Origin of the sequence: Collinsella sp. AF19-1LB (genome assembly GCF_003459655.1) — a bacterium.
Classification (GTDB): Bacteria; Actinomycetota; Coriobacteriia; order Coriobacteriales; family Coriobacteriaceae; genus Collinsella.
Genome location: NZ_QRWO01000003.1, coordinates 40067 through 65873 on the forward strand (window position 1 = coordinate 40067; position 25807 = coordinate 65873).

25 protein-coding genes are annotated in these 25807 nt (G+C 58.9%); 15 read left to right on the forward strand and 10 right to left on the reverse strand.

All coding sequences use genetic code 11. The annotated features are described in order from the left end of the window. Positions 1-129: 129 nt before the first annotated feature. Entirely contained in the window at positions 130-1512 is a 1383-nt protein-coding gene (locus DWX39_RS01555) for an MATE family efflux transporter (RefSeq protein WP_117758264.1), read from the forward strand. 27 nt (positions 1513-1539) lie between these two features. Here DWX39_RS01555 and DWX39_RS01560 read toward each other — a convergent pair whose 3' ends face one another. After that, positions 1540-2406 carry a LysR family transcriptional regulator gene (locus DWX39_RS01560; protein WP_117758265.1) on the reverse strand — a complete coding sequence of 289 codons (867 nt, stop codon included), beginning with the start codon at positions 2404-2406 and terminating at the stop codon, positions 1540-1542. Between the two features lie 158 nt (positions 2407-2564). Here DWX39_RS01560 and DWX39_RS01565 point away from each other — a divergent pair, with 158 nt between their 5' ends. Then, positions 2565-3467 (forward strand): DMT family transporter, encoded by a 903-nt coding sequence (locus DWX39_RS01565; protein WP_117758266.1) that lies wholly within the window; start codon positions 2565-2567, stop codon positions 3465-3467. Between the two features lie 88 nt (positions 3468-3555). Next, complete coding sequence (locus DWX39_RS01570; protein ID WP_117758267.1) at positions 3556-4281, forward strand: uracil-DNA glycosylase; 726 nt, start codon at positions 3556-3558, stop codon at positions 4279-4281. Positions 4282-4331: 50 nt separating this feature from the next. On the opposite strand, the gene DWX39_RS01575 is transcribed toward DWX39_RS01570, so the two are convergent. The 3 genes from DWX39_RS01575 to DWX39_RS01585 all read right to left on the reverse strand — a co-directional run bounded on the left by DWX39_RS01575 (position 4332) and on the right by DWX39_RS01585 (position 7514). Further along, positions 4332-5012, reverse strand: coding sequence for an SDR family NAD(P)-dependent oxidoreductase (locus DWX39_RS01575; RefSeq protein WP_117758268.1), 681 nt, complete (start codon positions 5010-5012; stop codon positions 4332-4334). 9 nt (positions 5013-5021) lie between these two features. Continuing rightward, positions 5022-5744 (reverse strand): VUT family protein, encoded by a 723-nt coding sequence (locus DWX39_RS01580; protein ID WP_231501599.1) that lies wholly within the window; start codon positions 5742-5744, stop codon positions 5022-5024. A gap of 156 nt (positions 5745-5900) precedes the next feature. Continuing rightward, positions 5901-7514: a peptide chain release factor 3 gene (locus tag DWX39_RS01585; protein ID WP_117758269.1), complete on the reverse strand. Its 1614-nt coding sequence runs from the start codon at positions 7512-7514 to the stop codon at positions 5901-5903. Positions 7515-8073: 559 nt separating this feature from the next. On the opposite strand from DWX39_RS01585, the gene DWX39_RS01590 reads away from it, so the two are divergent. The 4 genes from DWX39_RS01590 (at position 8074) to DWX39_RS01605 (ending at position 10998) form a co-directional block, all read left to right on the forward strand. Then, positions 8074-8454, forward strand: coding sequence for a GntR family transcriptional regulator (locus tag DWX39_RS01590; protein ID WP_117758270.1), 381 nt, complete (start codon positions 8074-8076; stop codon positions 8452-8454). A 23-nt stretch (positions 8455-8477) separates the two neighbouring features. Then, a complete protein-coding gene (locus tag DWX39_RS01595; RefSeq protein ID WP_117758271.1) occupies positions 8478-9359 on the forward strand; it encodes an ABC transporter ATP-binding protein in 882 nt (293 codons plus the stop codon). After that, positions 9356-10054, forward strand: coding sequence for an ABC-2 transporter permease (locus tag DWX39_RS01600; protein WP_117758272.1), 699 nt, complete (start codon positions 9356-9358; stop codon positions 10052-10054). Before DWX39_RS01595 ends, DWX39_RS01600 begins: the two co-directional genes overlap by 4 nt. Before the next feature lie 68 nt (positions 10055-10122). Further along, positions 10123-10998, forward strand: a complete 876-nt coding sequence (locus DWX39_RS01605) for an EamA family transporter (protein ID WP_117640579.1) — start codon at positions 10123-10125, stop codon at positions 10996-10998. A gap of 94 nt (positions 10999-11092) precedes the next feature. On the opposite strand, the gene DWX39_RS01610 is transcribed toward DWX39_RS01605, so the two are convergent. The 3 genes from DWX39_RS01610 to DWX39_RS01620 form a co-directional block, all read right to left on the reverse strand. After that, positions 11093-12397, reverse strand: coding sequence for a chloride channel protein (locus tag DWX39_RS01610; RefSeq protein WP_117758273.1), 1305 nt, complete (start codon positions 12395-12397; stop codon positions 11093-11095). 125 nt (positions 12398-12522) lie between these two features. Further along, positions 12523-13056 (reverse strand): TIGR00730 family Rossman fold protein, encoded by a 534-nt coding sequence (locus tag DWX39_RS01615; RefSeq protein ID WP_117758274.1) that lies wholly within the window; start codon positions 13054-13056, stop codon positions 12523-12525. Positions 13057-13092: 36 nt separating this feature from the next. Beyond that, a complete protein-coding gene (locus DWX39_RS01620) occupies positions 13093-13518 on the reverse strand; it encodes a potassium channel family protein (RefSeq protein WP_055252221.1) in 426 nt (141 codons plus the stop codon). Between the two features lie 213 nt (positions 13519-13731). Between DWX39_RS01620 and DWX39_RS01625 the strand changes: the two genes are divergently transcribed. Together DWX39_RS01625 and DWX39_RS01630 are read left to right on the forward strand one after the other, a co-directional pair. Next, a complete protein-coding gene (locus DWX39_RS01625) occupies positions 13732-16536 on the forward strand; it encodes a transporter substrate-binding domain-containing protein (protein WP_117758275.1) in 2805 nt (934 codons plus the stop codon). A 41-nt stretch (positions 16537-16577) separates the two neighbouring features. Continuing rightward, a complete protein-coding gene (locus tag DWX39_RS01630) occupies positions 16578-17057 on the forward strand; it encodes a pyridoxamine 5'-phosphate oxidase family protein (RefSeq protein WP_117758276.1) in 480 nt (159 codons plus the stop codon). Positions 17058-17153: 96 nt separating this feature from the next. Here DWX39_RS01630 and DWX39_RS01635 read toward each other — a convergent pair whose 3' ends face one another. Further along, positions 17154-18365, reverse strand: a complete 1212-nt coding sequence (locus DWX39_RS01635; RefSeq protein WP_117758277.1) for a MalY/PatB family protein — start codon at positions 18363-18365, stop codon at positions 17154-17156. A gap of 113 nt (positions 18366-18478) precedes the next feature. Next, positions 18479-19270, reverse strand: coding sequence for a tRNA (N6-threonylcarbamoyladenosine(37)-N6)-methyltransferase TrmO (locus DWX39_RS01640; RefSeq protein WP_233508841.1), 792 nt, complete (start codon positions 19268-19270; stop codon positions 18479-18481). 86 nt (positions 19271-19356) lie between these two features. Between DWX39_RS01640 and DWX39_RS10960 the strand changes: the two genes are divergently transcribed. The 4 genes from DWX39_RS10960 (at position 19357) to DWX39_RS01660 (ending at position 22424) form a co-directional block, all read left to right on the forward strand. Continuing rightward, positions 19357-20184, forward strand: coding sequence for a TipAS antibiotic-recognition domain-containing protein (locus DWX39_RS10960; RefSeq protein WP_117833464.1), 828 nt, complete (start codon positions 19357-19359; stop codon positions 20182-20184). A 51-nt stretch (positions 20185-20235) separates the two neighbouring features. Continuing rightward, positions 20236-20481, forward strand: coding sequence for a glutaredoxin (locus tag DWX39_RS01650; protein ID WP_117758279.1), 246 nt, complete (start codon positions 20236-20238; stop codon positions 20479-20481). Between the two features lie 331 nt (positions 20482-20812). Then, complete coding sequence (locus DWX39_RS01655) at positions 20813-21598, forward strand: protein-ADP-ribose hydrolase (RefSeq protein WP_117758280.1); 786 nt, start codon at positions 20813-20815, stop codon at positions 21596-21598. Further along, a complete protein-coding gene (locus tag DWX39_RS01660; RefSeq protein WP_117758281.1) occupies positions 21540-22424 on the forward strand; it encodes a Sir2 silent information regulator family NAD-dependent deacetylase in 885 nt (294 codons plus the stop codon). The genes DWX39_RS01655 and DWX39_RS01660 overlap by 59 nt, the downstream gene beginning before the upstream one ends. A 124-nt stretch (positions 22425-22548) precedes the next feature. Here the strand turns inward: DWX39_RS01660 and DWX39_RS01665 are convergent, their stop codons facing one another. Next, positions 22549-23502 (reverse strand): tRNA-dihydrouridine synthase, encoded by a 954-nt coding sequence (locus DWX39_RS01665; RefSeq protein WP_117758282.1) that lies wholly within the window; start codon positions 23500-23502, stop codon positions 22549-22551. 540 nt (positions 23503-24042) lie between these two features. Between DWX39_RS01665 and DWX39_RS01675 the strand changes: the two genes are divergently transcribed. Both DWX39_RS01675 and DWX39_RS01680 read left to right on the forward strand, forming a co-directional pair. Then, positions 24043-24570 (forward strand): DUF3592 domain-containing protein, encoded by a 528-nt coding sequence (locus DWX39_RS01675; RefSeq protein ID WP_117833463.1) that lies wholly within the window; start codon positions 24043-24045, stop codon positions 24568-24570. Between the two features lie 63 nt (positions 24571-24633). Further along, positions 24634-25767: a hypothetical protein gene (locus DWX39_RS01680; protein WP_117758284.1), complete on the forward strand. Its 1134-nt coding sequence runs from the start codon at positions 24634-24636 to the stop codon at positions 25765-25767. Positions 25768-25807: the final 40 nt, after the last annotated feature.

Below are 25807 nucleotides of genomic sequence, written 5' to 3' on the forward strand. Positions count from 1 at the left end.
TCCCCACCTAGTCATTGGGGACGTTCTTAAACGACTAGTCATTCAAGAACGTCCCCAATGACTAGTCGATTAGGAGTATCATCATCTGCGCAAATAAGCACGAAAGAGCATATTAGAGATTGAGAGCGTATGGCTGATACCGCGTCCAAGCACATTGACATGACCACCGGCTCACTGTGGCGCAATATTCCCCTGTTCGCCTTCCCCGTGGCCGCCACGAGCATCTTGGAGCAGCTATCGAACCTCATCGCCACGGTCATCATCGGTAACTTCTCAGGCGACCAGGGAACCCTCGCCATGGCGGCGGTCGGCTCCAATGTTCCGCTTACCAGTCTTATGCTCAACCTGTTTATCGGCATGTCGCTTGGCTCCAACGTGGTCATTGCCAACGCTATCGGCCGCAACGATCAGAACATGGTCAAACGCGCCGTCCATACCTCGATTTTAATGGCGCTCGTGGGCTTTGTCGTCATCGCCCTGGGCGAGATCTTTGCCGAGCCCATGCTCGCCGCGCTCAACGTTCCCGCCGAGACCATGCCACTCGCCTCACTCTACCTACGCGTCTTTTTGCTCAGCATGCCCTCGATCTTGCTCTACAACTTTGAGGCCGCAATCTTCCGCTCCGTCGGCATCACCCGCATGCCGCTGCAGGCGCTTGCCGTGTCCACCGTCCTCAACATTGGCCTGGACCTCATCTTTGTCCCCGTGCTCCACTGGGGCGTCGCGGGTGTCGCTATCGCCACCGCCATCGCCTATACCGTCAGCGCAGTCACGCTCTTTATCCGTCTGCTCAAGACCGATTCCGTCGTCCGCGTCACCCTGCGCGATCTGGCTATCGACCCCGTCGCCCTCAAGCGCATCGTCAAGATCGGCCTGCCCGCCGGCATCCAAAGCGCCGTCTTTGCCGTCGCCAACATCATCATCCAGTCCGCCATCAACAGCCTGGGCACCGAGGTCATGGCGGCATCCAGCGCTGCCATGAGCCTGGAGTACGTGTGCTACAACCTGCTCAACAGCTTTAGCCAGGCCTGCACCACCTTTGTGGGGCAAAACCACGGCGCTCGCCAGATCGACCGCTGCACCAAGACGCTCAAGGTCTGCCTGGTCGAAGGCGGTATCGTCGCACTCACCACCATCGTCATCATCGTCGGTCTGGGGCGCGAGATCCTGGCGCTGTTCAACAGCGACCCCAACATCGTCTCGATCGGCTATATCCGTGTGTGCTCGATCTTCCCGGCATACGCCTTTAGCATGTTCTACGAGAATATGTCCGGCTACCTGCGCGGCTTTGGCATCTCGCTCATGCCCGCCCTCATCACCATGATCTGTGTCTGCGGCATCCGCTTCTACTGGGTATTCTGCGTGTTCCCGCACTTCCGCACCTTTGCGAACATCATGATGGTCTACCCCATCAGCCTGGGCACCACGGCGTTCTTTATGGTCGTGGCGGTATTGCTCTGCCATCCGGCACACACCTACCGTCTGACGCAAGCCAAAGCGACAGCCCGCTAATCACCACACTCAACGCCACGCCAGTCATTAATTGACAATATGCGAGCTCATATAGTCGATAAAGTGCCTCGTGGCGACAGGCATGGTGTCCCAGCTGCGCCAGGCTGCAACCACGTCACGCGAAGGAGCATGCACGATGGGTCGTACGCGAATATCGGCCCGCATGCCCTCGACGGTACGGCGATACAGCATACTCACGCCTAGGCCCTCCTCCACCATCGCCATGATGGTGTAGTCGTCGGTCACCTCGCTCGTCACGTGCGGTGACAGCCCATGCGCCGCAAATGCATCGAGCACCAGGCTCTGTTCGCCCTCATCCAGCAGCACAAACGGCTCGGACGCTAGGTCGGCGAGTGTCACCTTTTCCTTTGCCGCCAGCGGATGCGCGGCCGGCAACAATGCTACCAACTCGTCATGATAGACCACGCGCTTCTCGAGCCCCGCGGTAAATCCGCGTGCCGTAAAGCAAAAGTCAACCACGCCATCGTGCACCCACTGGGCGTTGCGCGTGTAATCGCCCTGCTTGAGCGTAAAGTGAACGCCCGGGTGCAGGGCCCCAAAGTCGCGGATCACGCGCGGCAGCACGGTACGACTCACGTTGGTAAACGTCGCAATGCGAATGTCAGTCGACGAAAGCCCCAGCAACTCCTGACGCTTGCCCTCAAGCTCGGCCTCGGCAGTTACAATCTGGCGCAGATACGGCAGATACTGTTTGCCGTCGCGCGTAAGCGATACGCCCTGCTTACCGCGCTCGATAATCGTGGTGCCCAGCTCGCGCTCGAGCGCCTTGACGGCCTGGCTCACCGCGCTTTGTGTATAGCCCAGCTCATCGGCTGCACCCTTAAGACTGCCGCGATCGACCACCATACAAACAATCTGATACCGCGATGCCATCGTGCCTCCACATCAATGCAGCCGTAAAACGTTTTGCCAGCGCTTTTTCTAGCAACATTAGTATTTCTTAATCATACTGAAGATACATTCGCTTTACTACATCCACATCTGGGAGCAGAATCCTTTTTGCGAAACCGTTCTGTAACAAAAGGAGTCCCATGGATCGCAAAAAAGCAATCGCGCTCTCATTTTCCGTTCCCGTCGCATGGGGCTTTTCGTACCCCCTCATGAAGATCGGCATGGATAGCATGAACGCCACGAGCATCGTTGCGCTGCGCTGCATCATCGCCTTTGTGGCCTGTCTGCTGCTCTTCCACAAGCACGCGCTGCGTATCAACCGTGACGTGATGGTTCGCTCCGCCATCATCGGCGCCATCATGGCAACCGAGCTCACCTGTATGTGCCTGGGTTCCAGCCTCACCTCCGCCTCAACCGCCGGCTTTTTGCAGAGCCTGACGGTCGTAATCGTGCCGTTTGCCAACGCCGCCCTGCTGCGCCGCGCCCCCGAGCGCAAAGTTCTCGTCGGCACCGCCATCGTCACCTGTGGCATGCTGCTGCTCTCGGGCGCCGACTTCACCAGCCTGAACCCGGGCGCGCTCATCATGTTGCTCTCGGCCTTTGTCTATGCCGGCCACATCATTGTGGCGAAGCGCTTTGTCGAAGATGTCGACCCGCTGGCTCTGGGCGTTTGGCAGCTGGGCTTTGGCGGCCTGTTCTCGGGCATCGCCGCATTCGTCTTTGGCGGTTTCACGCTTCCCGGCACGCCGGGCGAGGTCGTAGTCGTCGTTGCCCTCGCACTCATCTGCTCTGCCTATGGCTTTATCACCCAGACGCTCGTGCAGCCCCACGTGCCCGCCGAGACCACCGGCTTCGCTTTCTCACTCGAACCGGTCTGCTCTGCCGTCTTCTCGTTCTTCCTGGTCGGCGAGGTCCTGAGCCCCATCGCCTTCTTTGGCGCCGCCCTCATCCTCACCGGCGTCATGGTGGCAACCGTCGAGCTTCCGCGCCTCCGTGAACATGGACAGGCCCGTATGGCAGGAGCGCCCGAGCGCGTCTCGTAGTCCCCACTCCTTATGCAGCCGCGGCATAAAGGTTTCCGGTGTGCCTTTACAATAGATGCCAACAGAGCATCTGCCATAAAGGAGCCCCATGGACACCGCGACCCGCAACCGCAACATAGCAACTTGGTTGGGCGATGCGCCGCAGCCGGTACGTGACACTACGAACCAGCTGCTCGAGCGCATCGCCCTTTTGCGTGCCGAGCAAACCATCTACCCGGCACAAGACGACATCCTCAATGCCCTCGTCTACACGCCGGCAGACCAAGCCAAAGTTGTCATCTTGGGTCAAGACCCCTATCACGGACCCAACCAGGCCATGGGGCTTTCGTTCTCGGTCCCCGCGACGCAAACCAAGCTGCCGCCGAGCCTGCGCAACATCTATAAGGAGCTCAATGCCGACCTGGGCTGCCCCGTTCCCGCCACGGGAGATCTAACGCCATGGGCACAGCAGGGCGTATTGCTCCTCAACACTACGCTCACCGTGCGCGAGCATGCCGCGAACTCGCACGCCAAGCTGGGCTGGAGCGCGCTCACCGACTACGTTATCGAACGCTGCTGTCAGCTGCCCCAGCCGGTAGTCTTTTTGGCATGGGGCCGCTTTGCCCAGCAGATGGTTGAGGGCAAGCTCGCCGCGACCGGCGCGGGCAAGGCAAGCGGCAAGTTCTGTCTGGCCTCCACGCACCCCTCGCCACTTTCGGCCAACCGTGCCACGGCAGAACTCCCCGCTTTTATGGGGTCGCGCCCCTTCTCGGCAGCCAATCGGCTACTCGAACAGCACGGCTCGACCCCCGTCAACTGGACTTGCCTCGGCTAAAAATCGATACATCAAAAACGCGCCCGACGGCTTTCCATCGGGCGCGTTTCCTATTCGGGCCAAATAAATTGGGTGCGGCCGGCCTCTCCGCCATCGATCAGCAGGCTCTGCCCGGTCATAAACCGGTTGGTCACGCCCACAAAGTAGATCCACTCGGCGATCTCTTGGGCGGTGGCCCAGCGCTTAAGCGGCGTGAGCTCCATAATCTGGTTCCACAGGTGTTCGTCTTCCATCACGCAACGGTTGAGCGGCGTGATGACGCCGCCCGGGTCCACACTGTTGGCGATGGCCTGCGGCGCCAAGCGGTTTGCAAGGTTCTTGGTGTAGGCGATAACGCCGCCCTTGCTGGCGGCATAGGCGGGAAACTCCGATCCCGTATGCCCGCTCGCCGACCCCACATTGACCACGGATGTAATGGCCGGCGCCGGCTTGGCGGCAAGCCCCTCCCCCACAAAGGCATAGCGCTCGGTCACGTTGATGGTGCTGCACAGGTTGGCGGCAATATCGTCGGCCGAATCCTGCGTGCCGGCAACGTTCACGATCACCTGGGGTTCAAGCTCGTCCGGAAACGAGTCCGGCTCGCGGACATCGACGATCAGATGGCGATAGTGCTCGTGCTCGACTGCCGCCGGCAGCAAATCAAAGCCCACGACCTCGTGGCCCTCGTCCAAAAAACGCTGCACGCACGCGGCTCCGATACCGCCCGAGGCACCCGTGATCAAAACCCGCATACTTGCTCCTTAGGCGGTTGCGTGACGCTCGAGGTACTCGGCGCCCACATTCTCGCGCTCCCAGCCACGCACGACCTTGTAGCCCACGGGGCTCAGGAAGACCTCACACAGCAGCTCGGCAACAGCGCCGGTCAGCGAGCACATAAGAACCTGCACCCAGGTCCAGCCAAAGAACGTGTGGCTCACCACAATGGCAAAGACCAGGTTGTCGATAAACTGGCCAACACCCGTGGACACATAGGAGCGGAAGGCGAAGCTCGCAAAGTTATTCTTTTTGAGCATACGGCCGAGCGACTGGTTGAGCGTGGAGTTAACGACGGCAGAGACGAGCATGGCGAGCGAAGATCCAAACACCACGTACCAGGTGCCGCCGATGGTGGCGTTAAGGGCGGTGTTGACCTCGATCATGCCCGTGTCATAGTAGGCGCCCCACATGCCGGGCGTGAGCGAGCACAGCCAAAAGCACAGGCTTACGGCCAGGTTGACCGCCAGCGCGAGGATAGAGATTTTGATGGATGCCTTGGCGCCAAAACGCTTGCAGATCATGTCCTGGCACAAAAACGAGACCCAGCTCACCACAAAGCCGCAATCGAGTGCCAGATACGGTAGGCTGATAAGCTCTTTGTTGGCCAGCAGGTTCATCATGATGACGCTCACGAAAAACAGCGAAACCGTTGCCGCGGGAATGCTCCGCAACAGGACCTTGTAGTCCTCCATGACCTTCTTGATCATTATGTACTCCTTTGGTTTTAGGTTTAACGAGCAGGATATCGGACCCGAACTGCTCGGCCGCCACGGTCTTGAGGCGACGGTGGGTATGATAGCCGCTCACGCGGCGGCAGGCAAGCAAACGGTGCGGCAGCCCCGCAGGGCCACCGCGCCGGTGCACTAAAACGTTACGTTGCCAAACTCCGACAGGACAAGGTCGGGGTTGTGGTCGGTCGCCCAGTCAACATTCCACGGACTCGTGAACAGCAGCAGCTTGCCGCCGCGCATGTCCTCGACACGCAGCGTGTCGCGCGTGAGCGAAAGACCCGGGATATCGATGGTGTCGGAGTCGTTTTGGATCCAGCGAATGTCCGTATAGGGCAGCGGCTGGCGACGAACCTCGACACGGTACTCAGCCTTGAGGCGGCGCTCGAGTACCTCAAACTGCAGCACGCCGACCACGCCCACGATGACGCTCTCCATGCCGGCACCCAGCTCGCGGAAGATCTGGATGGCGCCCTCCTGGGCAAGCTCCTCCATGCCCTTCACAAACTGCTTGCGCTTGAGCGTGTCGACCTGCGTAATGCGGGCAAACATCTCGGGGGCAAACGTCGGGATCTGCGGATACTGCACGTGGCGCTTGCCGGAGCACACGGTGTCGCCGATGCTAAAGATACCGGGATCGAACAGGCCCACGATGTCGCCGGCGTACGCCTCGTCCACGATGGCGCGATCGTCGGCCATCATCGAGGTGCCCGTAGCCAGCTTGAGCTTGCGGTTGCCCTGCACATGGAAGGCATCCATGCCGCGCTCGAACTTGCCCGAGCAAATGCGCACAAAGGCAATGCGATCGCGATGGTTCTTGTCCATGTTGGCCTGGATCTTAAACACGAAGCCGCTAAAGTCGTTCTCGGCGGGCGCGACCGGCTCGCTGGTGAGTGTATCGGTATAGGCGCGCGGCGTCGGGGCCAGACGCAGGAACTCTTTAAGGAAGGGCTCCACACCAAAGTTGGTGAGTGCCGAGCCAAAGAACGCCGGGCTCAGCTTGCCGCAGGCCACGGCATCCAGGTCGAGCTCGTCACCGGCGCCATCGAGCAGCTCGATGTCGTCCATCAGGTTCTTGTGGTTCTCCTCGCCAATAAGCTCGTCCATGGCCGGATCGCCCAGCTCGGCCTCGACCTCGGCGACCTTCTTGGTGGCGTTGGCGTGGCCGTCGCCCTCAAAGGCAATGACGCGACGGGTCTGACGATCGAACACGCCGCGGAAGTTGCGCCCGCTGCCGATCGGCCAGTTCATGGGATACGTATTGATACCCAGGACGTTCTCGATCTCTTCCATGAGCTCAAACGGATCGCGAGCCTCGTGGTCGAGCTTGTTCACAAAGGTAAAGATGGGAATATGGCGCAGCGTACAGACCTTAAAGAGCTTTTTGGTCTGGGCCTCGACGCCCTTAGCGCCGTCGATGACCATGACTGCGGCGTCGGCGGCCATAAGGGTACGGTAGGTATCCTCCGAGAAGTCCTGGTGGCCGGGGGTATCGAGGATGTTGACGCAGGCGCCGTTGTAGGTGAACTGCAGCACCGAGGAGGTAACGGAAATACCGCGCTCCTTCTCGATGTCCATCCAGTCCGAGACGGCATGCTTGGCCGAGCTCTTGCCCTTGACCGAGCCGGCAGTCTGGATGCTGCCGGTATAGAGCAGCAGCTTCTCGGTAAGCGTGGTCTTACCGGCGTCCGGGTGGCTGATAATCGCGAACGTGCGGCGCGACGAGATTTCATCCGACAGGCTTGCCATGCGGATCCTTTCTTGCATTGAGTGCATTACGTCGTTGTAACCGCACCATTGTAGCCGCGAAATCCCGCCATAGGGCACCTATCAGGACAAATTCATTAGCCAAGCTCGCTGTGCACCTGGCAGTCGCCTCAAGGACTGTCTCGATCTGTAACAGTAAGACGGGTTTTGAGCCTCTACCTGTTACAGATCAAGACAAACCGGCAGGCCCGCCGGCACAATCTCGATTTGTAACATCTGACCGCCCAAATTGGGTCTAGCTGTTACAAATCGAGATAAACAGGAAGGCAGGGAGCCAATGTCTCAATCTGTAACATCTAGCCGCGCAAATCGACTCTTACTGTTACAGACTGAGACAAATAGGCAAGCGGGCAAATAAGATCTCGATCTGTAACAGCAGGCGACCCAAAACGGACCCAGGTGTTACAGATTGAGATTGTTTTGGAGCAAGCGCGGCGCCGATGGGCTATTCCACATTTAGCTCTTGCATAACTGTGCATAGTGTATATATACTGTGCTTACCGGTTATATACACGTGTAACCCAACAGCTAAGGAGCCGCTGTGGACATCATCCTATCCGATTCGAGCGATAAGCCTATCTACGAACAGATATCCTCACAGGTCAAAGCTCAGATCCTTTCGGGCACACTCACTGCGGGAGCCAAACTCCCCAGCATCCGCGCGCTCGCGAGCGATCTTGGCGTGAGCGTCATCACCACCAAGCGCGCCTACGCCGACCTGGAGCAGCTCGGGTTTATCTGCACCGTGCAGGGCAAGGGCTGTTTTGTCGCCGAGGGCAACCAGGAGCTCTTGCGCGAAAACCAGCTCTGCCATATCGAAGAACTGCTTGCGAAAGCGGCGAGCCAAGCCGAAGCCCTGGGCGTTACGCGCGACAAGCTGCACGAGATGCTCGACCTGATAGCCCCCGAAACCATGCAGTAGCCATCTGCAAGAAAGGCTATACCATGCAAAACCTTCTAGAACTCAAAGGCATCTCACGCCGTGTGAGCGACCGTTTTTCACTGCGAGACGTCACACTTGCCGTGGAGCCCGGCCAGATCGTTGGCTTTGTGGGCGCAAATGGCGCCGGCAAGACGACGACCATTCGCGCCGCGCTCGGGCTTATAAAGCTCGATGCCGGCGAGGCGCATCTGCTTGGACAGCGCTGCGACGCCAACGCGCCCGACGAGGCACAGCGCCACCTGCGCTCCCGCGTCGGCCTTGTCCTGGACACATGCCCCTTCCCCTCCACGCTCAAGGTGGGCCAGGTCGAGAGGCTCGTAGGCCCGGCGTACCCCACGTGGAGCTGCGAAACGTTCGCCGGATTCATCGACCGATTTGGCCTCGATCCCAAGACGAAGGTCAAGGACCTCTCCCGCGGCATGGGCATGAAGTTGCAGCTTGCCTGCGCACTCAGTCACAATGCCAAGCTGCTCGTTTTGGACGAAGCCACCGCAGGCCTTGATCCCATGGCGCGCGAGGAACTGCTCGACGAGCTGCTTGCCTTTGTCGCCGACGGCCAGCGCAGCGTGCTGCTCTCGAGCCACATTACGTCCGACCTCGATCACACCGCCGACCGCGTCATCTGCATCGATAACGGCTCGATTGTGTTTGACCTGCCGCGCGAGGACATTACTGACCGTGCTGGCATCGCTCACTGCACTCAGGCACAGGCCGCCGAGCTTATGGCTTGCGTCGAAGACGCCCGCGCCGCCCACCACGCCTACAGCGTGGACGTGCTTGTGCCCGACCGTCGCGAAACGCTCGAGGCCTTTCCAGAGATTCCCTGCGATCGGGCAACCATTGATGACTATCTTCGCCTCATGCTGAAAGGGGCTTCGAAATGAAACGCGCCTTTATGTCCGAGCTCGCCATCGTTCGCACGCTCGCCCCGAGCATCGCGGGCGTCGGCCTGTTCATCTTCGTCGTACTGGCCCTCGCCAACGCATCGGATGGCGATTCCGGTATGAGCGCCGGCGCCTGCGCGGTCAGTGCCATGTCGCCCATCATAGTCATGAGTTCGCTGGCCGGCTTCGACAATCAAAACGGATGGGAGCGTTATCGGGCGACGCTGCCCATCTCGCGCAAAGACATCATCTGTGCACGCTACCTGAGCATCATTGCCTTCTCGGCCGTTATGACCTGCGCCGCCGCGCTTTTGAGCATCATCACCTTTCCGTTCTTCGATCACATGGGCATGCCCTCGACGGGACAGATCGTCTTTGAGACCACGATAGCCTCCGCCGCATCGATGCTCATCTCCCTCATGATGGTGTTTCTGGCACAGCCGCTGTTCTTTCGATTTGGACACATGGAGGCGCTGCGCCTTTCCGTCGGCCTGTTTGCCCTGCTCGGATGCCTTGCCATGGCCACACTGAGCTCCTCCAACCCCATCAGCAACTGGCTCATGTCGATTGCTGGGGCGAATCCCGATCCCGCCGTCCTCGGCTGCCTGTGCGCAGGAATTGCCGTACTGGCCCTCGTGCTCTTTGCACTGAGTTGCGCCATCAGTACCAAGGTCTATCGAGCACGCGACCTGTAGGCAAGCGCGGTATCATCGGGCATGCGCCGCAGATCTGGCGCGGTCTTTTATGAGGAGGCGCTCAACCCGTGTCGTGGGTTACAGCAGCATTTGCATCAGCTTTCTTTGCCGGCATCACATCCATTTTGGCCAAATGCGGCATCAGGCACACCGACTCCGACGTTGCAACCGCCATCCGTACTTGCGTGGTGCTCGTATTTGCCTGGGCAATGGCGGGCATTTCTGGATCCATCGGAGCAATCGGCGCCATTCCCGCCAAAGCCTGGCTATTCCTCACCCTCTCGGGACTCGCCACCGGCGCCTCGTGGATCTGTTACTTTAAGGCGCTCAGCATCGGAGACGTCAACAAGGTTGTACCCGTCGACAAGATGAGCACCGTGCTCGCCGTGCTGATCGCCATAGTGCTTTTTGGTGAGACAGGCAACCTGGCGGTCAAGCTCGTGGGAACCGCAGTTATCACGCTCGGCACGTTTTTGATGATCGAGAAAAAGCAGTCCGTCGGCGCAGAGCAAAAGCAAGACCGAGCCTGGCTCGCTTACGCCCTCGGCGCCGCCGTGTTCGCGGCACTCACCTCCGTCCTCGCCAAGATCGGCATCGAAGGTGTCGAGTCAAACCTGGCCACGGCAATCCGCACCTGTGTGGTACTTGTTATGGCATGGGCAATCGTGGCTGCCAAGGGAAAGCTGGAGCAGGTCGCGCGCATTGACCCGCGCGAACTCGCATTTCTTGCGGCATCGGGCATTGCGACCGGCGCGTCGTGGCTGCTGTACTACTACGCCATCGCTGCAGGCCAGGTGAGCGTCGTCGTGCAAATCGACAAACTATCGATTGTCGTATCGGTGCTGTTCGCACGACTGGCCTTCAACGAAAAGCTGTCGCATCGAAGCGCCATCGGCCTTTTCCTCATCGTGCTGGGCACCGCCGCGCTCGCGATTTGGAAGTAGCGTCGGTGTCAGGCGAGATTCAGTCCACCCGCAAATCCGTGACACAGCGCCCACACCGGGCTTGAGATGTTTGTATTGCCCGCGCGCTACCGTGCTACTTGCGCAGCGGCTTGGGCAGCGGAATGCCCGCCGCGATGACGGCGGCGATGATCATGCAGACGATACCCTTGAGCGGGAAGCACATGAGCAGCAGGCCCACAACCATGACCGGCTGACGCATAACGACGCCCATCGTCGAGGCGGTGCAGACGGCGACGCAAAAGACCGGATCGGCGCCGGTGAGGATGGCAAGACCATAGCCCAGGCTCACACCCGAGAAGATAACCGGGAAGAAGTGGCCGCCACGCCAACCAAGGTTGATGAGGGCGGGCGTCAGCATGGCCTTAACAAGACCGGTCGCGATAAGCACGCCGGCGGGAATGGTCAGATAGGTCTCCATGAGCACGTCGGCTTGGGTCTCGCCGGCAAACATGGTGTAGGGCAGAGCCGTACCGCAGGCGGCAAGTACCAGACCGGCCAGCATTGCCTTAACGACAGGACGCTCTCCTATGGCCCGGGCAAACGTTTCGCTCGCGTGCTCAGAGACAAAGTACAGCCAGCCGCATACGGTGCCGACCAACGCCAGCGGAATGAGCCAGACAAGTTCCAGGTTGCCCACCTGAGCGGACTCGAACCTGGTCATGCCCATGCCGCCGCCCATAAGCTGGCCGAGCAGCAGGTAGGTACCCAGACCGCCGGCAATCGCGATGCCGTAGACCACGGTCTTTTGCGCCTTGGGCAGCTTGATGGTGATCTCGTCGGAGGCGGAATCCTCGTCTTCGTTGGCACCCTGACCGTCAGCACTTCCGGCGAGCGGCGCCACAAAGCCAAACACGGGCGCGGTAAAGAGTGCCGTCAGAGCAGCCTGGGTGCCCAGCAGCGTGAGCTCCCTAAACTCAGCTCCAAAGCGACGCATGCGGTCGCCGACCCAGCTGCACAGACCCGCGATAACGCCGGTCAGGCCGGCCTCCGGTCCAATGCTTCCGCCAAACAGCAGCGGCAGCAACGCCGCGAGCGAAAGCTTGCCCAGGTTGTCGTACGGATAGCGACCGTCTTGCTTAACCTTGGCCATTACCTGGTTGAGGTCATCGGTCTTGGTGCCCGTCATCTTTTCGTACAGGCCGATCAGCAGGCCGCCCAGCAGGCAGACGAAAAACGGATACGGCAAAAACCCGAACGGGCCGCTCGCGAGCTCGGGTGAAGCGACGCCCAGCATATGCGGGATCTCGGTCCATAGATAGTCGATACCGCGCTCCATCGCAAAGAAGAACAGCCAGACCGCGGTGCCCGCAAACGCACCGGTCGCAGCCACGCTCACTAAGAACAGCGCACGGTTTTTGGGTTTTGCAAGGGTATCCATCGGGACCTCCCGTGGTCAAATCGACAAAGATACGTTTTATTGTAGGACGAGCAGGCCTCGGGCGGGCTAACCATCTACGCCGCGAACGGTGCCGTTGGGTGCCGCACGAGCGATGAGCCTAAGGCTTAGGCGCCGATAATCGATGCGATTTGACGCAGGTCGTCGGCAAAGTAGATGCCGGTCTGGCGCTGCGGGCTCGATAGGCCCTTGTCGATCATGCGCCCGAGCAGCGACTTAAGATCGTTGTAGTAGCCCCCGAGGTTGTACAGGATGCACGGCGCATCGAGATGCCCCAACGACACGGCGGACATGACCTCGGCAATCTCCTCGAGCGTGCCCGTACCGCCCGGGAAGGCGATGAACGCGTCGCCGAGCTCGATCATCTTGGCCTTACGCTCGGCCATGTCACTCGTCACGATGAGATCGTCAATACCGTCGTGTTGAAACTCTGCCTCGATAAAAAAGCTCGGCTCAACGCCCGTCACATGCCCGCCAGCATTGAGCACGCTATCGGCAAGCGCGCCCATCAGGCCCGACTTGGAGCCGCCGTATACCAGCGCGTGGCCGTTGGAGCCAATCCACGTGCCGAGCTCTCGCACTGCAGGCAGAAACGCCGGGTCGTTGCCGACGCTCGCGCCCAGGTATACCGTGATATTCATATTCAGTCCCCCTCGTCGTGACGCGCGTCGCCCGTTCTAGCGTTGGCGTCGGCGATATTCGCGCACACGGCGCGACAGGTCGGCGAGCTCGTCACGATCGAGCTCTTCCAAATGCTCGAGATCGTCCATAAAGCGCGCCATGGTGTCCTTTTGACGCATCTTGATGAGCGTGTTGCAGTAGTTCACCGCCACGCCCGTGAGCATGGCGATGTAGAAGATGCTGATGACGCTCAAAACGACGGTGATAGCGCGGGCAACCGGCGTCTCGGCCGGGATATCACCGAAGCCGATCGTCGATACGGTCTCAAAGCTAAACCAGAGGCCGTCGCCAAACGTGAGGGTCGTGGGCTCGGACAGCCAGACGGCCGTCGAGCACAGCAGATAGAAGACGAGAAACAGGCCCGTGATGCGCGCAAAGCCAGCCTGGCGCAACACGTCAGCAAGCGTCCTCAACTTGTTCATCGCGACCTCTTTTCCCAGACGCCCAATCACATTCGCTCGGTATTGTCCCACGCCTCCCCCGCAAACGGAACTAGTCATTGGGGACGTTCTTAAATGACTAGTCAAACAAGAACGTCCCCAATGACTACCTGACCGTTTAGCGGTGCGGTGGCTGAGTGGGCAGGTTGAGCTGGTATCCTTATGTGATACTGTCTCGACTCGATAGGATTACATGTGAAACCTTCCGCCATCCTTCGTTTGGCTCTATATCGCACCCTAGCCGTCGCGGTTGCCGTACTCACCGTACTGAGCGCCGTCATGCCTGCCCCCGCCTTTGCCGCCGACTCCGACCACCAGGTCAAGACGGTCCGCGTTGGCTGGCTCGTCAACAACAAAGGCTTCCAGGAAGGCACGCCGGGCGAGCGCCTCTCGGGATGGGGCTACGAGTACCTCCAGACCCTCTCGTATTACACAAAGGGCTGGCAATACGAATACGTTAGCGGCACCTTCTCCGAGCTTATGGACATGCTCGAGGCAGGCGAAATCGACCTCATGCCCAACATCTCGTATTCGGCAGAACGCGAGCAGAAGCTGCTCTTTTCCTCAAATCCCGAGGGCACCGAGCGCTACTATATCTACGCCAGGCCCGACCGCGACGATCTAGCCAAGGGTGACCCTCAGGCGCTCCAAGGCCTCACCATCGGCTGCAACTCTGGCGTTATGCAAACTATCGTCGGCCAGCAGTGGCTCGCCAACGAAGACGTTACCTGCACCTATAAAGAAATCGACACCGGCAGCGCCCTCTTTGAGGCGCTTGCAGACGGCGAGGTCGACGCCGTCATCATGAACGACACCATTTCGTCGCCCGATGCGTCACCCATGTTCTACGTAGGCTCGAGCGACTACTATTTTGCCGTTCCCAAAAGCCGCCCTGACCTGATGAACGACATCAACGCCGCCATGACGACCATCGCCCGCGATAACCCGCGCTATAACGAGGAAGTCAAAACGAGTTACTCGACCCAAAACAGTGGCTCGTCATCGCTCACCGGCACCGAGACCACCTGGCTCAAAGAAAACGGCAATACCATCACGCTCGGCTATCTTAAAAACCAACTTCCCTACTGTACGCAAAATGACGACGGCGAGATGGAAGGGTCGCTCGCCTCGCTTGCAACGACGTTGCACGACAAGTTTGACATTACGGTCAAAACAATCGCACTCTCGAACAACAAGCAAATGATCAAAGCCCTTTCCAACGGGACCATCGATGTCGCCCTGCCGTTGTTTCGCGACTACTGGCTCGCCGAACAGACAGGGGTCATCCAGTCAAACTCGATGGGAACGGTTTCGCTGACCGCCATTCACAGTGGCAAAAACCTGAACAGCGACCTTAAGAACATCGCTTGTACAAAGAGCACAATCGTTAACCGTTTTGAGCTCGAAAGTCTCTTTCCGAACGCAACGGTAACCGAGTATTCGAATGACGGCGAGGTGCTCAAAGCCCTCGATGAGGGGAAGGCACGTTGCATCATTGTCCCCAGCACGCGCCTGGAAACTCTCCGCGACATCTACGACATCGAGGATTTCGAAACACAGGAACTCACCAACACGGCACAACTATCGTGTTTAATTTCGCGCGGCAAGCCCGAGCTGCTGGGAATCATCAATAAGGGCATCGTCAATGCAGGTGAATCGCTCTCTGCAAACAGCTATTTCCCCACATCGTACTCGGCGCAAGAATCGGATGCGTTCCGACTTCTCTACCGCAACCGCATCGTCATTGCGGCAGTCGTCATTTGCATTTTGCTCACCGGCATCGTCATCCTTGTCTGGTCGCTTTACCGCGCACAGGAGGAACGGCAGAAAGCCGATGCCGCCAACGCCGCCAAAACCGCTTTCCTCACGCGCATGAGCCACGACATCCGCACGCCGCTCAACGGCATCCTGGGCCTTATCGAAATTGAGGAATTGAGAGAAGGCGACATGCAGGTCGCCCGCGAAAGCCGCGCCAAGGCGCGCGTTGCCGCCAATCACCTGCTGTCACTGATTAACGACATCCTCGAGATGGGCAGGATCGAGGAGCGCAAAGTGACGCTCGAGCACGAATCATTCAACCTTAAAGAGCTGTGCGACAATGCGCTCGTACTGTGCAAGCTCCGCGCATCGGACCGCGGCATAACCATGCTCGACACCAGCGAGCCCTACGCTGTCGACCAATATATGATCGGCAGCCCCACCCATATTCGGCAGATCCTTGTCAACCTGCTCGACAACAGCATCAAGTACAACAAGCACGGAGGCACCGTCACGTTCTCATCGACCATCAAACCGGTCGACGACGAGCACGCCGTGTTTTGCTTTAGCGTCTCGGATACCGGCATTGGTATGACATCCGAGTTTTTGGCACACATTTACGAGCCGTTTGCCCAGGAAGGCGACGATGCGCGCAGCAAGTTCCAAGGAACCGGCATTGGCATGTCTATCGTCAAATCGCTCATCGATATGATGGGCGGCACGATTGAGATTTCGAGTGAGGTTGGCGTGGGGAGTACGTTTGACGTCCGGATTCCGCTCGATATCGACAAGAACCCTCAGATAAAAGAATGTGCAGACACGCAGGTAAGCAGCTGCTCACTCGCCGGCATGAACGTCCTTTTGGCAGAAGATAACGAACTCAATGCCGAGATTGCCCAAGCTCTGCTCGAAAGCGAAGGCATCGTCGTGACTCGCGCCGCCGACGGCAACGAAACGGTCGATCTATATGTTGGTCGTCCCACCGGCAGCTTCGATGCAATCCTGATGGACATCATGATGCCGGGCATGGACGGCTACGAGGCAACCCGGGCGATCCGCCTGAGCGAAAAGGCCGATGCGGCCGACATCCCCATCATCGCGCTCACCGCCAACGCCTTTGCCGAAGACGCCAAGGCGGCACACGACGCCGGCATGAACGCCCATCTGCCCAAACCGCTCGACTTTAGCAAGCTCAAAAACATACTCGCCTGTATCAAGAAAAATGGGGCTGTTTCGCTATAGTTTGTGCTCAACCACCATGCGCAGTAGAAAGGAAGCCAACGATGTTTAGGCCCTTACGTCGAAAGAAACGCGCCATCACCGACGAGAAAGCGCGCGAACTGCTCGCTGCCTGCAAGCGCGGCGTCTTTGCCGTCAACGGCGATGATGGCTACCCCTATGCCATTCCCGTCAACTACTTCTTTGACGCCGAGCACGACAAGATTTATTTCCATGGCGCCAAGGCTGGCCACAAGGTCGATTCACTCAAGCATGATGATAAAGTCTGCTTTACCGTTTACGGCAACGAGTGGTACAAGGACGGCGACTGGGCTCCCTACGTTATGAGTACCGTTGTCTTTGGTCGTTGTCGCCTGGTAGATGAAGCGCCCGCGTTTATCGAGGACAAAGTCCGTCAGCTCGCGCTTAAGTACTACCCTTCTGCCGAAGAAGTCGAGGAGGAGATCGCCAAAGACATAAAGGGCGTCCAACTCTACGAGATTTCGATTGAGTATCTTTGCGGCAAGCAGATTCAGGAAAAGTAGCGAATGCGGAAAACGCGCTCGCTACCCTCTGCGCCCCATGCGCCCACGCATTTTGACGGCGTGGGCGCATGGGGCAGCACTCGAATCGAGCGCCCCCTATACCCCAAAAACGTAGCGGTCCAGGCGGTCGCACGCCTCCCTTACGCGCGAAAGCGGCAGCGCCAGATTCACGCGAATGTGGCAGGGCCCGTGGAACGGGCGGCCGTCCTGATACCCCACGCCCACGCGCGCCCCCTCGTCGAGCAGCCACTGAATATCGCGGCCATGCTCGCGACACCACTTGGTACAGTCCAGAAACACCATGTAGGTGCCCTGCGGACGTGAATAGGACACGCCCTCAAAATGCTCGTCAACGTAATCGCAGAAGTAGCCAACGTTGGCATCGATGATCTCGTTGAGCTCATCGACCCACTCGTAGCCCTGCTGCTGGTAGGCACCGATAAGCGCATGCATGGAGAGGACGTTCATCTCGTTGTAGTGAGTCTTGTTGGACACGGCGCACACGCGGTCGCGCAGCGTCTCGTTATAGATGATGTGGTAGCTGCCGACCAAGCCCGCCAGGTTGAACGTCTTGCTGGGCGCGTAGAGGGCAACCGTGCGTATGCGGGCATCCTCGCTCACCGACTGCGTCGGGATATGCTTGTGCCCCGGCAGGATGATATCGGACCAAATCTCATCCGAGATCACCACGCAATCGTGCTGGCGATAGGTATCCATGGCGCGCTCGATCTCATCGCGCTCCCATACGCGGCCGCAGGGGTTGTGCGGCGAGCAGAACACCGCGGCATGGATGTGGTTTTGGGCGAGCTTGCGCTCCATGTCCTCAAAGTCCATACGCCACACGCCCTGGTCGTCGAGCTTAAGCGGGCTGTGGACAATGCGATAGCCCGCGGCTTCGATGGACTTGGTAAAGCCGATGTAGGTCGGGCTGTGGACCAGCACCGCATCGCCCGGCTGGACATACGCGCGCAGGGTCGACACGACGCCGCCCAGCACGCCGTTCTCGTAGCCGATATGCTCCGGGAGCAGGCCCTCGACGCCATTACGGCGGCTCTGCCATTCGATGATGCGGTCGAAGTACTCGGGGCGAGGATCGAAATAGCCAAACATGGGATGCTGGGCGCGCTGAATGATGTGCTCCTGGACCGTGGGCACCGTGGCAAAGTTCATGTCCGCCACCCACATGGGGATGCGGTCGAAGCCCTCGTCGGGCGCGTTCGGAGCCATGCCGGGGATTTCACCCCAGGAGTCAACGGCGATGGCGTCCATGCCGTGGCGGTCGATAAGCGAAGTAAAGTCGTATTTCATGCTGAGCTCCCGTGCAAAGCGGATTGTTTTGGTAGGCGTTATTGTCCACCAGCGTGGGCGATTTTGTCATGAGGGTTTGGCGTTGAATTTGGCGGGCGCCGGCGAATAGCCGGCTAGTCCCGCGCGTCGTTGACGGCGATTACCGTCAACCTGGTTCCATCAACCGTAAAGGATATGTCGAGCCCAGCGTAAGCCAGATGGTAGACGCGGTTTGGCTCGTGTTTGCTACCCGCGCGGCGAGGATCTTGACGAAGGACCTCTATCAAGCCGGGGAGCTTTGCGGGCGGAATCATATCCTGCAGCGCTTGCGGGAACTCGATATCGAGCTCTTGCCACGGAGCATCCTCAATCCAGCCGCCGGTCGCATCTGGATGGCAATCCGCAAACGGAATGTAGGGCTTAATGTCGTAGATGGGCGTGCCGTCGCGCAGATCGGCCCCTAGCACATGGATGATTGGGCCATCGTCGGTAAGCTCGACATGATCGAGTTTGACGCAGGTAAGCCCAATGGGATTAGGGCGAAACGGACTGCGCGTGGCAAACACGCCCACACGCTCGGCTCCGCCCAGACGCGGCGGGCGCACGGTTTTCGACCACTTGGCATTGGTGCCGGACCTGTCCTGCGTCTTGGCATCGGTGGCTATGTCCTTAGCCGTGCCGCCGGGCGTTCCGTTTTCAAAACGCCACAGCAGCCATAGGTGAGAGAAGGAGTCCAGGCCCTCAACCGCTGCATTGGAGGCAAATTCCGGCTCAAAAACGATGCGTCCCTGCAGATGGGGCGCCAAAAAACTGTTGCGCGGAATGCCGAACTTCTGCGGCAGGTCGGTATGTATGCGTGCAATAGGTTCCATGCCGGTCATTGTACGGCACAGGCGCGCGGGGCGCAGGCTGCGATTCTCTCTCATCGTCATCTGCATGCAACCAACGGTTGCTTGGAAGGACATCGGCTGCCGCGTATGCTTAAGCAAACAAGCACCAGAAAGGAGCCGTCATGGCCTTTGCAGAAAAACTCATCGCCGTCCGCCGCGCCAACAACCTTACCCAAGAGCAGCTCGCCGCCAAGCTCTACGTCACGCGCCAAGCCGTGAGCCGTTGGGAGCGCGGCGAAGTCACCCCGGGCATCGACATGATGAAGCTCATTGCCGCCGTTACCGGAGAGCCGCTGTCGCACCTGCTCGAAATGCCCGAGCACTATTGTCAGAGCTGCGGCATGGTGCTCACGCCCGACGACTGCGGCACCGATGCCGCGGGCGCCACGACCGACCATTACTGCAAGTGGTGCTACGACCGCGGCAAGTACACCTACGACACCACAATGGAAGCAATGATCGAGGATTGTGCCCCGCGGCTGGCACAAAGCACCGGTATGTCGCTCGACGAAGCCGTCTCGCTCATGGGCGCCGTGCTGCCGCAACTGGAGCGCTGGCGCTCCGTGCAGGAAAACGAGGAGCGCTACGGCGCCGAGGCCCGGGCGCGCTACGGCGACAGGGCAATCGATGCGGCAAACGAGGCGTTGCTGGACATGGACCCCGAAACCTGGAACGACATGAAAGAACTCGAGCGCGCGATTTTGGGCCAGCTCTCGATTGCCATGGACGACGGCGACCCAAAGAGCATCGAGGCCCAAAAACTTGTTGCGATGCATCGTCGTTGGATTAGCCTCAACTGGGGACACGAGCCCCAGGACGAAGCATACCTGGGCCTCGCCAATGGTTATCTTGCGGACCAGCGCTTTGTTGACTACTACGACAAGCCCTGCGGCACCGGAGCCACGGCGTTTCTGGTACAGGCAATCGAGTCGTCGTTGACGCGTGCATAGACCGCGGCGGCTTTGGGTATTTCAATCGAAACCTCAACCGATTGGAGACCTATGGCTACTGATCACGAGCTCGCGCTCTACGTTATGACCGGCTGCCCGTATTGCATAAAGGTCAAGCACTTTTTGGCCGATAACGGCGTGACCATTCCCGAGCGCAATATCTCGACCGATTCCGATGCCGAGCAGACGCTCATCACCGTCGGCGGAAAGCGCCAGGTTCCTTGCTTATTCATTGACGGAAAGCCGCTCTACGAATCGAGCGACATCATCGCGTGGGTGCAGGAGAATTTGCTCTAGCACGCGCACTGCGGCCAGTTCGCGCCAACCGAGCCGAACCCATACGAACCAAACATGTACGCCAGCATCCAAAGTCGACATTTTTCGACATCTTTGGATGCTGACGTACAGCTTTTTGCATGGGCCCGACACAGGTAGTCATTGGGCTTCAACGCACTCCATCGCTCTATTCCCGGCATCAGCCAAAAGGTGCTCTCGTCAAACCTAAAGGAAATGGATGCCGTGGGGCATACCGCTCCACGGTTACCTTTTTGTGCCTTCTTTTTTAAAAACGATCCAGGCTGCACACTACTGTCAGACACACCCGAATCAATTGGACAGGAGGCCAGCCATGAATCAAGCCGAGCGTCGTGTTTGGCTTATCAACGCATTGCTCGATGAGCGACCGGATGGACGCGACGTTGCCGTTCCTGCCGGAGCCGACGAGCAGCGTGATTTGCTCAGAGCCCTTATGAACGTGCGGCCGCCCGAAGCGCTTACGACAGAAACCCTCGACATCCAGGACGCCTACCTGCATCAGCGAATTGTTGAGCGCGGCGGAGCGACCGATGCCGGCGCACTCCCCTACCGCAATCACGTTGCCGTCTGGCGCGGTGACATCACACTGCTTAAAGCCGACGCCATCGCCAACGCCGCCAACAGCCAAATGCTCGGCTGCTTTGTGCCGGGGCACCACTGCATCGACAACGCCATCCACACATACGCCGGCATGCAGCTACGTCTGACGTGCGCCAACCTCATGTGTAAGCAGGGGCATGAGGAACCGACCGCACGCGTTAAGGTCACGCCAGCGTTTAACCTGCCGAGCAGCCACATCTTTCACACCGTCGGCCCCATCGTGCCCAGCCATAAGCCCGGCCCGCGCGAAGAATTGCTACTACGCCGTTGCTACACCAGCTGTCTGGACGAAGCGACACGCCAAGGGCTCGACACGCTTGCATTCTGCTGCATCTCGACGGGCGTCTTTGGCTATCCCCAGCAAGCCGCCGCGCGCGTTGCCGTCGATACCGTTCGTCATCATCTAGACCATAACGACTCCAACCTTAAGGTGATCTTCAATGTATTTCTCGCGTCTGACGAATCAATCTACCGTGAGCTTCTCCAAACAGATCGCTAAGCTCCAAGCCGCACTCGATGCATCCGACGCCGTGATAATCGGTGCCGGCGCGGGTCTTTCCACCGCGGCTGGCTATACCTATTCGGGCGAACGCTTCGAGAAGCTCTTTGGCGACTTCGCTGCACGCTACGGCTTTGCTGACATGTACTCCGGCGGCTTCTACCCCTACGACTCGCTCGAGGAATACTGGGCATTTTGGAGCCGCTATATTGAGTGCAACCGATATGACCCCATACCCAAACCGGTCTATGAGCAGCTCCTGGACCTACTGCGCGACCGCGATTACTTTGTGCTGACCACAAACGTAGACCACTGCTTCCAGCGCGTCGGCTTTGATAAGCAGCGGCTCTTTTACACGCAGGGCGACTATGGCCTATTCCAGTGCAGCAAGCCCTGCTGCCAGGAAACGTGGGATAACGAAGGACTTGTAAACTGCATGGTCGGCGCCCAACAGGACCTGCGCATTCCGTCTGCACTTGTGCCCCGTTGTCCCCACTGTGGTTCCCCGCTTACGATGAACCTGCGCGCCGACGATACGTTTGTGCAGGATAGGGGCTGGTATGCTGCGGCCGATCGCTACCAGGATTTCCTGCGCCGCCACAGCAATATGCGCATTCTGTTCTTTGAGCTTGGCGTAGGCGGCAATACGCCCGTCATCATCAAGTATCCGTTTTGGCAGATGACTGCCAAAAATGAGCGCGCTACGTACGCGTGCGTCAATTTTGGCGAGGCAGTCGCTCCGGCAGAAATCGCCGATCGGAGCATCCTGATCGACGCCGACGCGGAACGTGTATTGGACGCACTTGCCGTCCAAGTCGTCGGATAACGAGGGCGATACCGCCTTCAAACATGTACGTCAGCATCCAAAGTCGACATTTTCCGACATCTTTGGATGCTGACGTACAGCTTTTTGCAACATAGTCGTTTAAGAACGTCCCCAACGCCCACATTTAGCCGCAAAAGCGGGCAGCGGGCGCAAGCGGCTGCTCGCGAAAGACGCGCTCGACAGCAGCGCGGTATTCATCGACCTTTTTGGTCTTGCGAACGAGCTTGTGAACGGTCGCGGGATCGGCGAAGGCGCATTTGGCGTAGAACCACCACTCTTTCATGCGAAAGACCGCGTTGCCCCCAATCTCGTCCGCATAAGCCGCAAACAGCATGTCGTGGAAGCGTTGCAGCTCAGCGGCGGTGGCGGCAGGGCCGCCCTTAACCATGCGAGCCAGCGCGGGATTCGCAAGCAAGCCGCGCCCCAACATTACGTGGCGTGTTCCGGGATAGGCTTCCACCAGCGCATCCATGTCCTCAAGATCAAAGATGTCGCCGTTATAGGCCACGGGGAACGGCGCCCGCTCCAGCGTCTCGCCGTAAAACTCTTTGCGCGGCGAGCCCGTATAACGGTCCTTTTGCACGCGCGGGTGCACAATCAGCTCTGCTAACGGCATGCGACAGTAGAGGTCGAGCACGCGCTTGTACTCGTCGTCGCTTTCCAACCCCAACCTGGTCTTGACCGACACCGGCAAGGGCGAGCGTTCGCACACGTCGCTCAAGAACACCTCGAGCTCATCCAAATTGCGCAGAAAGCCCGAACCCTTGCCCTTCGCGACCACCGTACCCGAAGGGCAGCCAAGGTTGAGGTTGACCTCGCGGTAGCCCATATCGGCAAGCACCTGCGCCGCCCACACAAACTCGTCCGCATTCTTGGACATCAGCTGGGGCACCACGTTAAGTCCCTGGTTGTTGGCAGGATCGACCTCTTTAAACGCCTTGCCGCCAAAGCGATTGCCCACCCGCGGCGGCGGCAAAAACGGCGTGTAATAACAATCGAGCGCGCCGAAGCACTCCGCATGCACGCGACGGAACACATGCCCGGTAATCCCCTCCATAGGGGCCAGCGATAAATACATCAACATCCATTCTCAAATCAATGTGACAAAGGGACTGTCCCTTTGTCACATCCCATTCAAGCGGTTCAGGAACTCTTCGCAGGCGCGAGAACGCAGGCGATATTTTTTCCACACCAGATACGATGCAATGGTGAAGGGGCAAAAGGGCAGTCCCTTTGCCCCAAGTGCCGGCTACCGGACGCAAGCTAGTTGCCGTTCGCGAACGCCGCCCATATTTCGAGGTCTAATACTTTTCCCGAGAAGTGAACGGCTGTATTTGGACCCCCGAAGCATTGACATTTTTAGGCGTCAAAACCGCAGGATTTGACTGGCAAAACCGCAGGAAATTGCACGCCAAAAGTGTCGATGCTTCGGGAGTCCGTTTTCACTCGTTCACTTCTCGGGAAAAGTATTAGACCTCGATTCCGCAGTCCCCGATGTGACAAAGGAGCAGTCCATTTGTCACATTCAGAATTGACCCCCCCCCCCGCAATAGCTCATCGATGGCGGGATTCTCTATACTGGGTCACATATGACGGTATCGCGCCAAAGGAGAACGCCGTGACCACCTCGCAGATATCTCTACTCGCGCTCATCTCGGTTGGAGGCATCGGCATCCTGTTTATCGGAGCGAGCATGCTCATGAAGGCCGCCGCCCGCAAGAAAGCCAAGGCCTGTACCGCCGTGACCATGGGGACGGTCATCGACCATCGCTTTATGGGTGAAGGCAGAATGAATCCCGTTTTGGAATACACCGTCGACGGCACGCAATACCGCGCGAAAAAACAATTCCGTGGCATAAAGACCAAAAGCTTGTCGGGACTCCCCATCCGCACGCAAGCCACCGCCTACGAAGACGCCAAGGGCTGGCTGCACGTGCAGACAGGCCCCATCGCCAGCCTAGGCACCCTCGCGGAGCAGCTTTGGCCCCTCGGTAGCCAAATGACCGTGTACTACAACCCCGGCAACCCAGACAAAAGCTATGTCGAACGCCCCATCGTGGGCAACTTTGCCACACTGATGTTTAACATCGCAGGCTTCTTGCTCATCGCGATGAGCATCTTGCTCTATGTTCTTATCCAGCGCTAGCTCAAACTGATGCGCCCCGCGCCCCATGCGCCGCAACGACCGCCACGACACCAAGGACCAGCTATGGCTACACTTTCCGAACAAGAACGCAAGCGCATCCAGCGATACTGCATCTGTCCCAAGGTTGCCGGTGCGGCGCTTGCCATGGCGTTTGTGCTGCCTTTTTTGATCATTCCCTTCGAAATGATTGACGACATCGTCTTCCATCACGAAGGCTTCCAGGAGACGGGCATGATGGCCGCCCTGGCGCTCACCGCCATCGAGCTCATCATCTTCTGCTATTGCGCGCTCGCGCCGCGCTTTGGCATGCGCGGCAAGCAGTGGAAGGAAATGCAGCACCGACTCGCCGTCGAGCAGTCCGAGAAAGACCGCACGGCACAAATCGCAGGCGTTATTGGCACGCAGGCCGCCGCGCGCCTACTCAAGAACAGCGACAACGAGACCGCGCGCAACTTGGGCGGCGCGGCAGAAGTCGCCGCTGCCGTAGGCGCCGTCGCCACCGCAGCGGACGTGCTTACCGAGAGCTTCGCTAACGCAAAGGCCATGGCGGAGGCCTATAGCGTGCCTATCCCCCGTGCAAAAAAGTGGATCATCGCGCTTGTGGCGCTGCCCCTCGCGATCGTGTGCGGTGCCTATATCCCGCAGCTGGCGCAGGGAAACATCGAGATGCAGGAGAACGCCGCGGCCGCGGCCGAGCAAATTGCCATCGCCCGCAAGACGCTAGGACCCGCATGCGAGTACGTGTCCGCCGATGACCCTTACGAGCGATATCAAGATTACGGCTATCACGTCCGCGGCTACCTTCACGACGGCGACTCCGATACCCAGAAGACCTATACGTACCTGGATTTCGACAACAAGGGAACGCTCAAGGAAGTGAGTTACATAGCAGAGATCGACCCCGACGCGAGCCTTGAGGACAACCTCGCCCGCATCGAGCTCGACTTGGACGAACTTTCCTCTGTCGTCCAAACCGTAGACGTCAAGACCGTGAGTCCCGAGCTCCTAGCACCGCAAAAGCTCCCCGAAGAGTTTAGGCAGGCTTTTTTGAACGGTTCGCTCTACGAGAGAATCTCCATCAGGACGAGTGACAACCCCATCAAAACGTATTACTCGTTTGATACGGATCCCGAGGACGAGTTTGACGAGTACACCCATCCAAGCGTCCGCATTACATTGATGGGCAAAACGAGCTAGGCGCCCAATGTGACAAAAGGACTGTCCCTTTGTCACATTC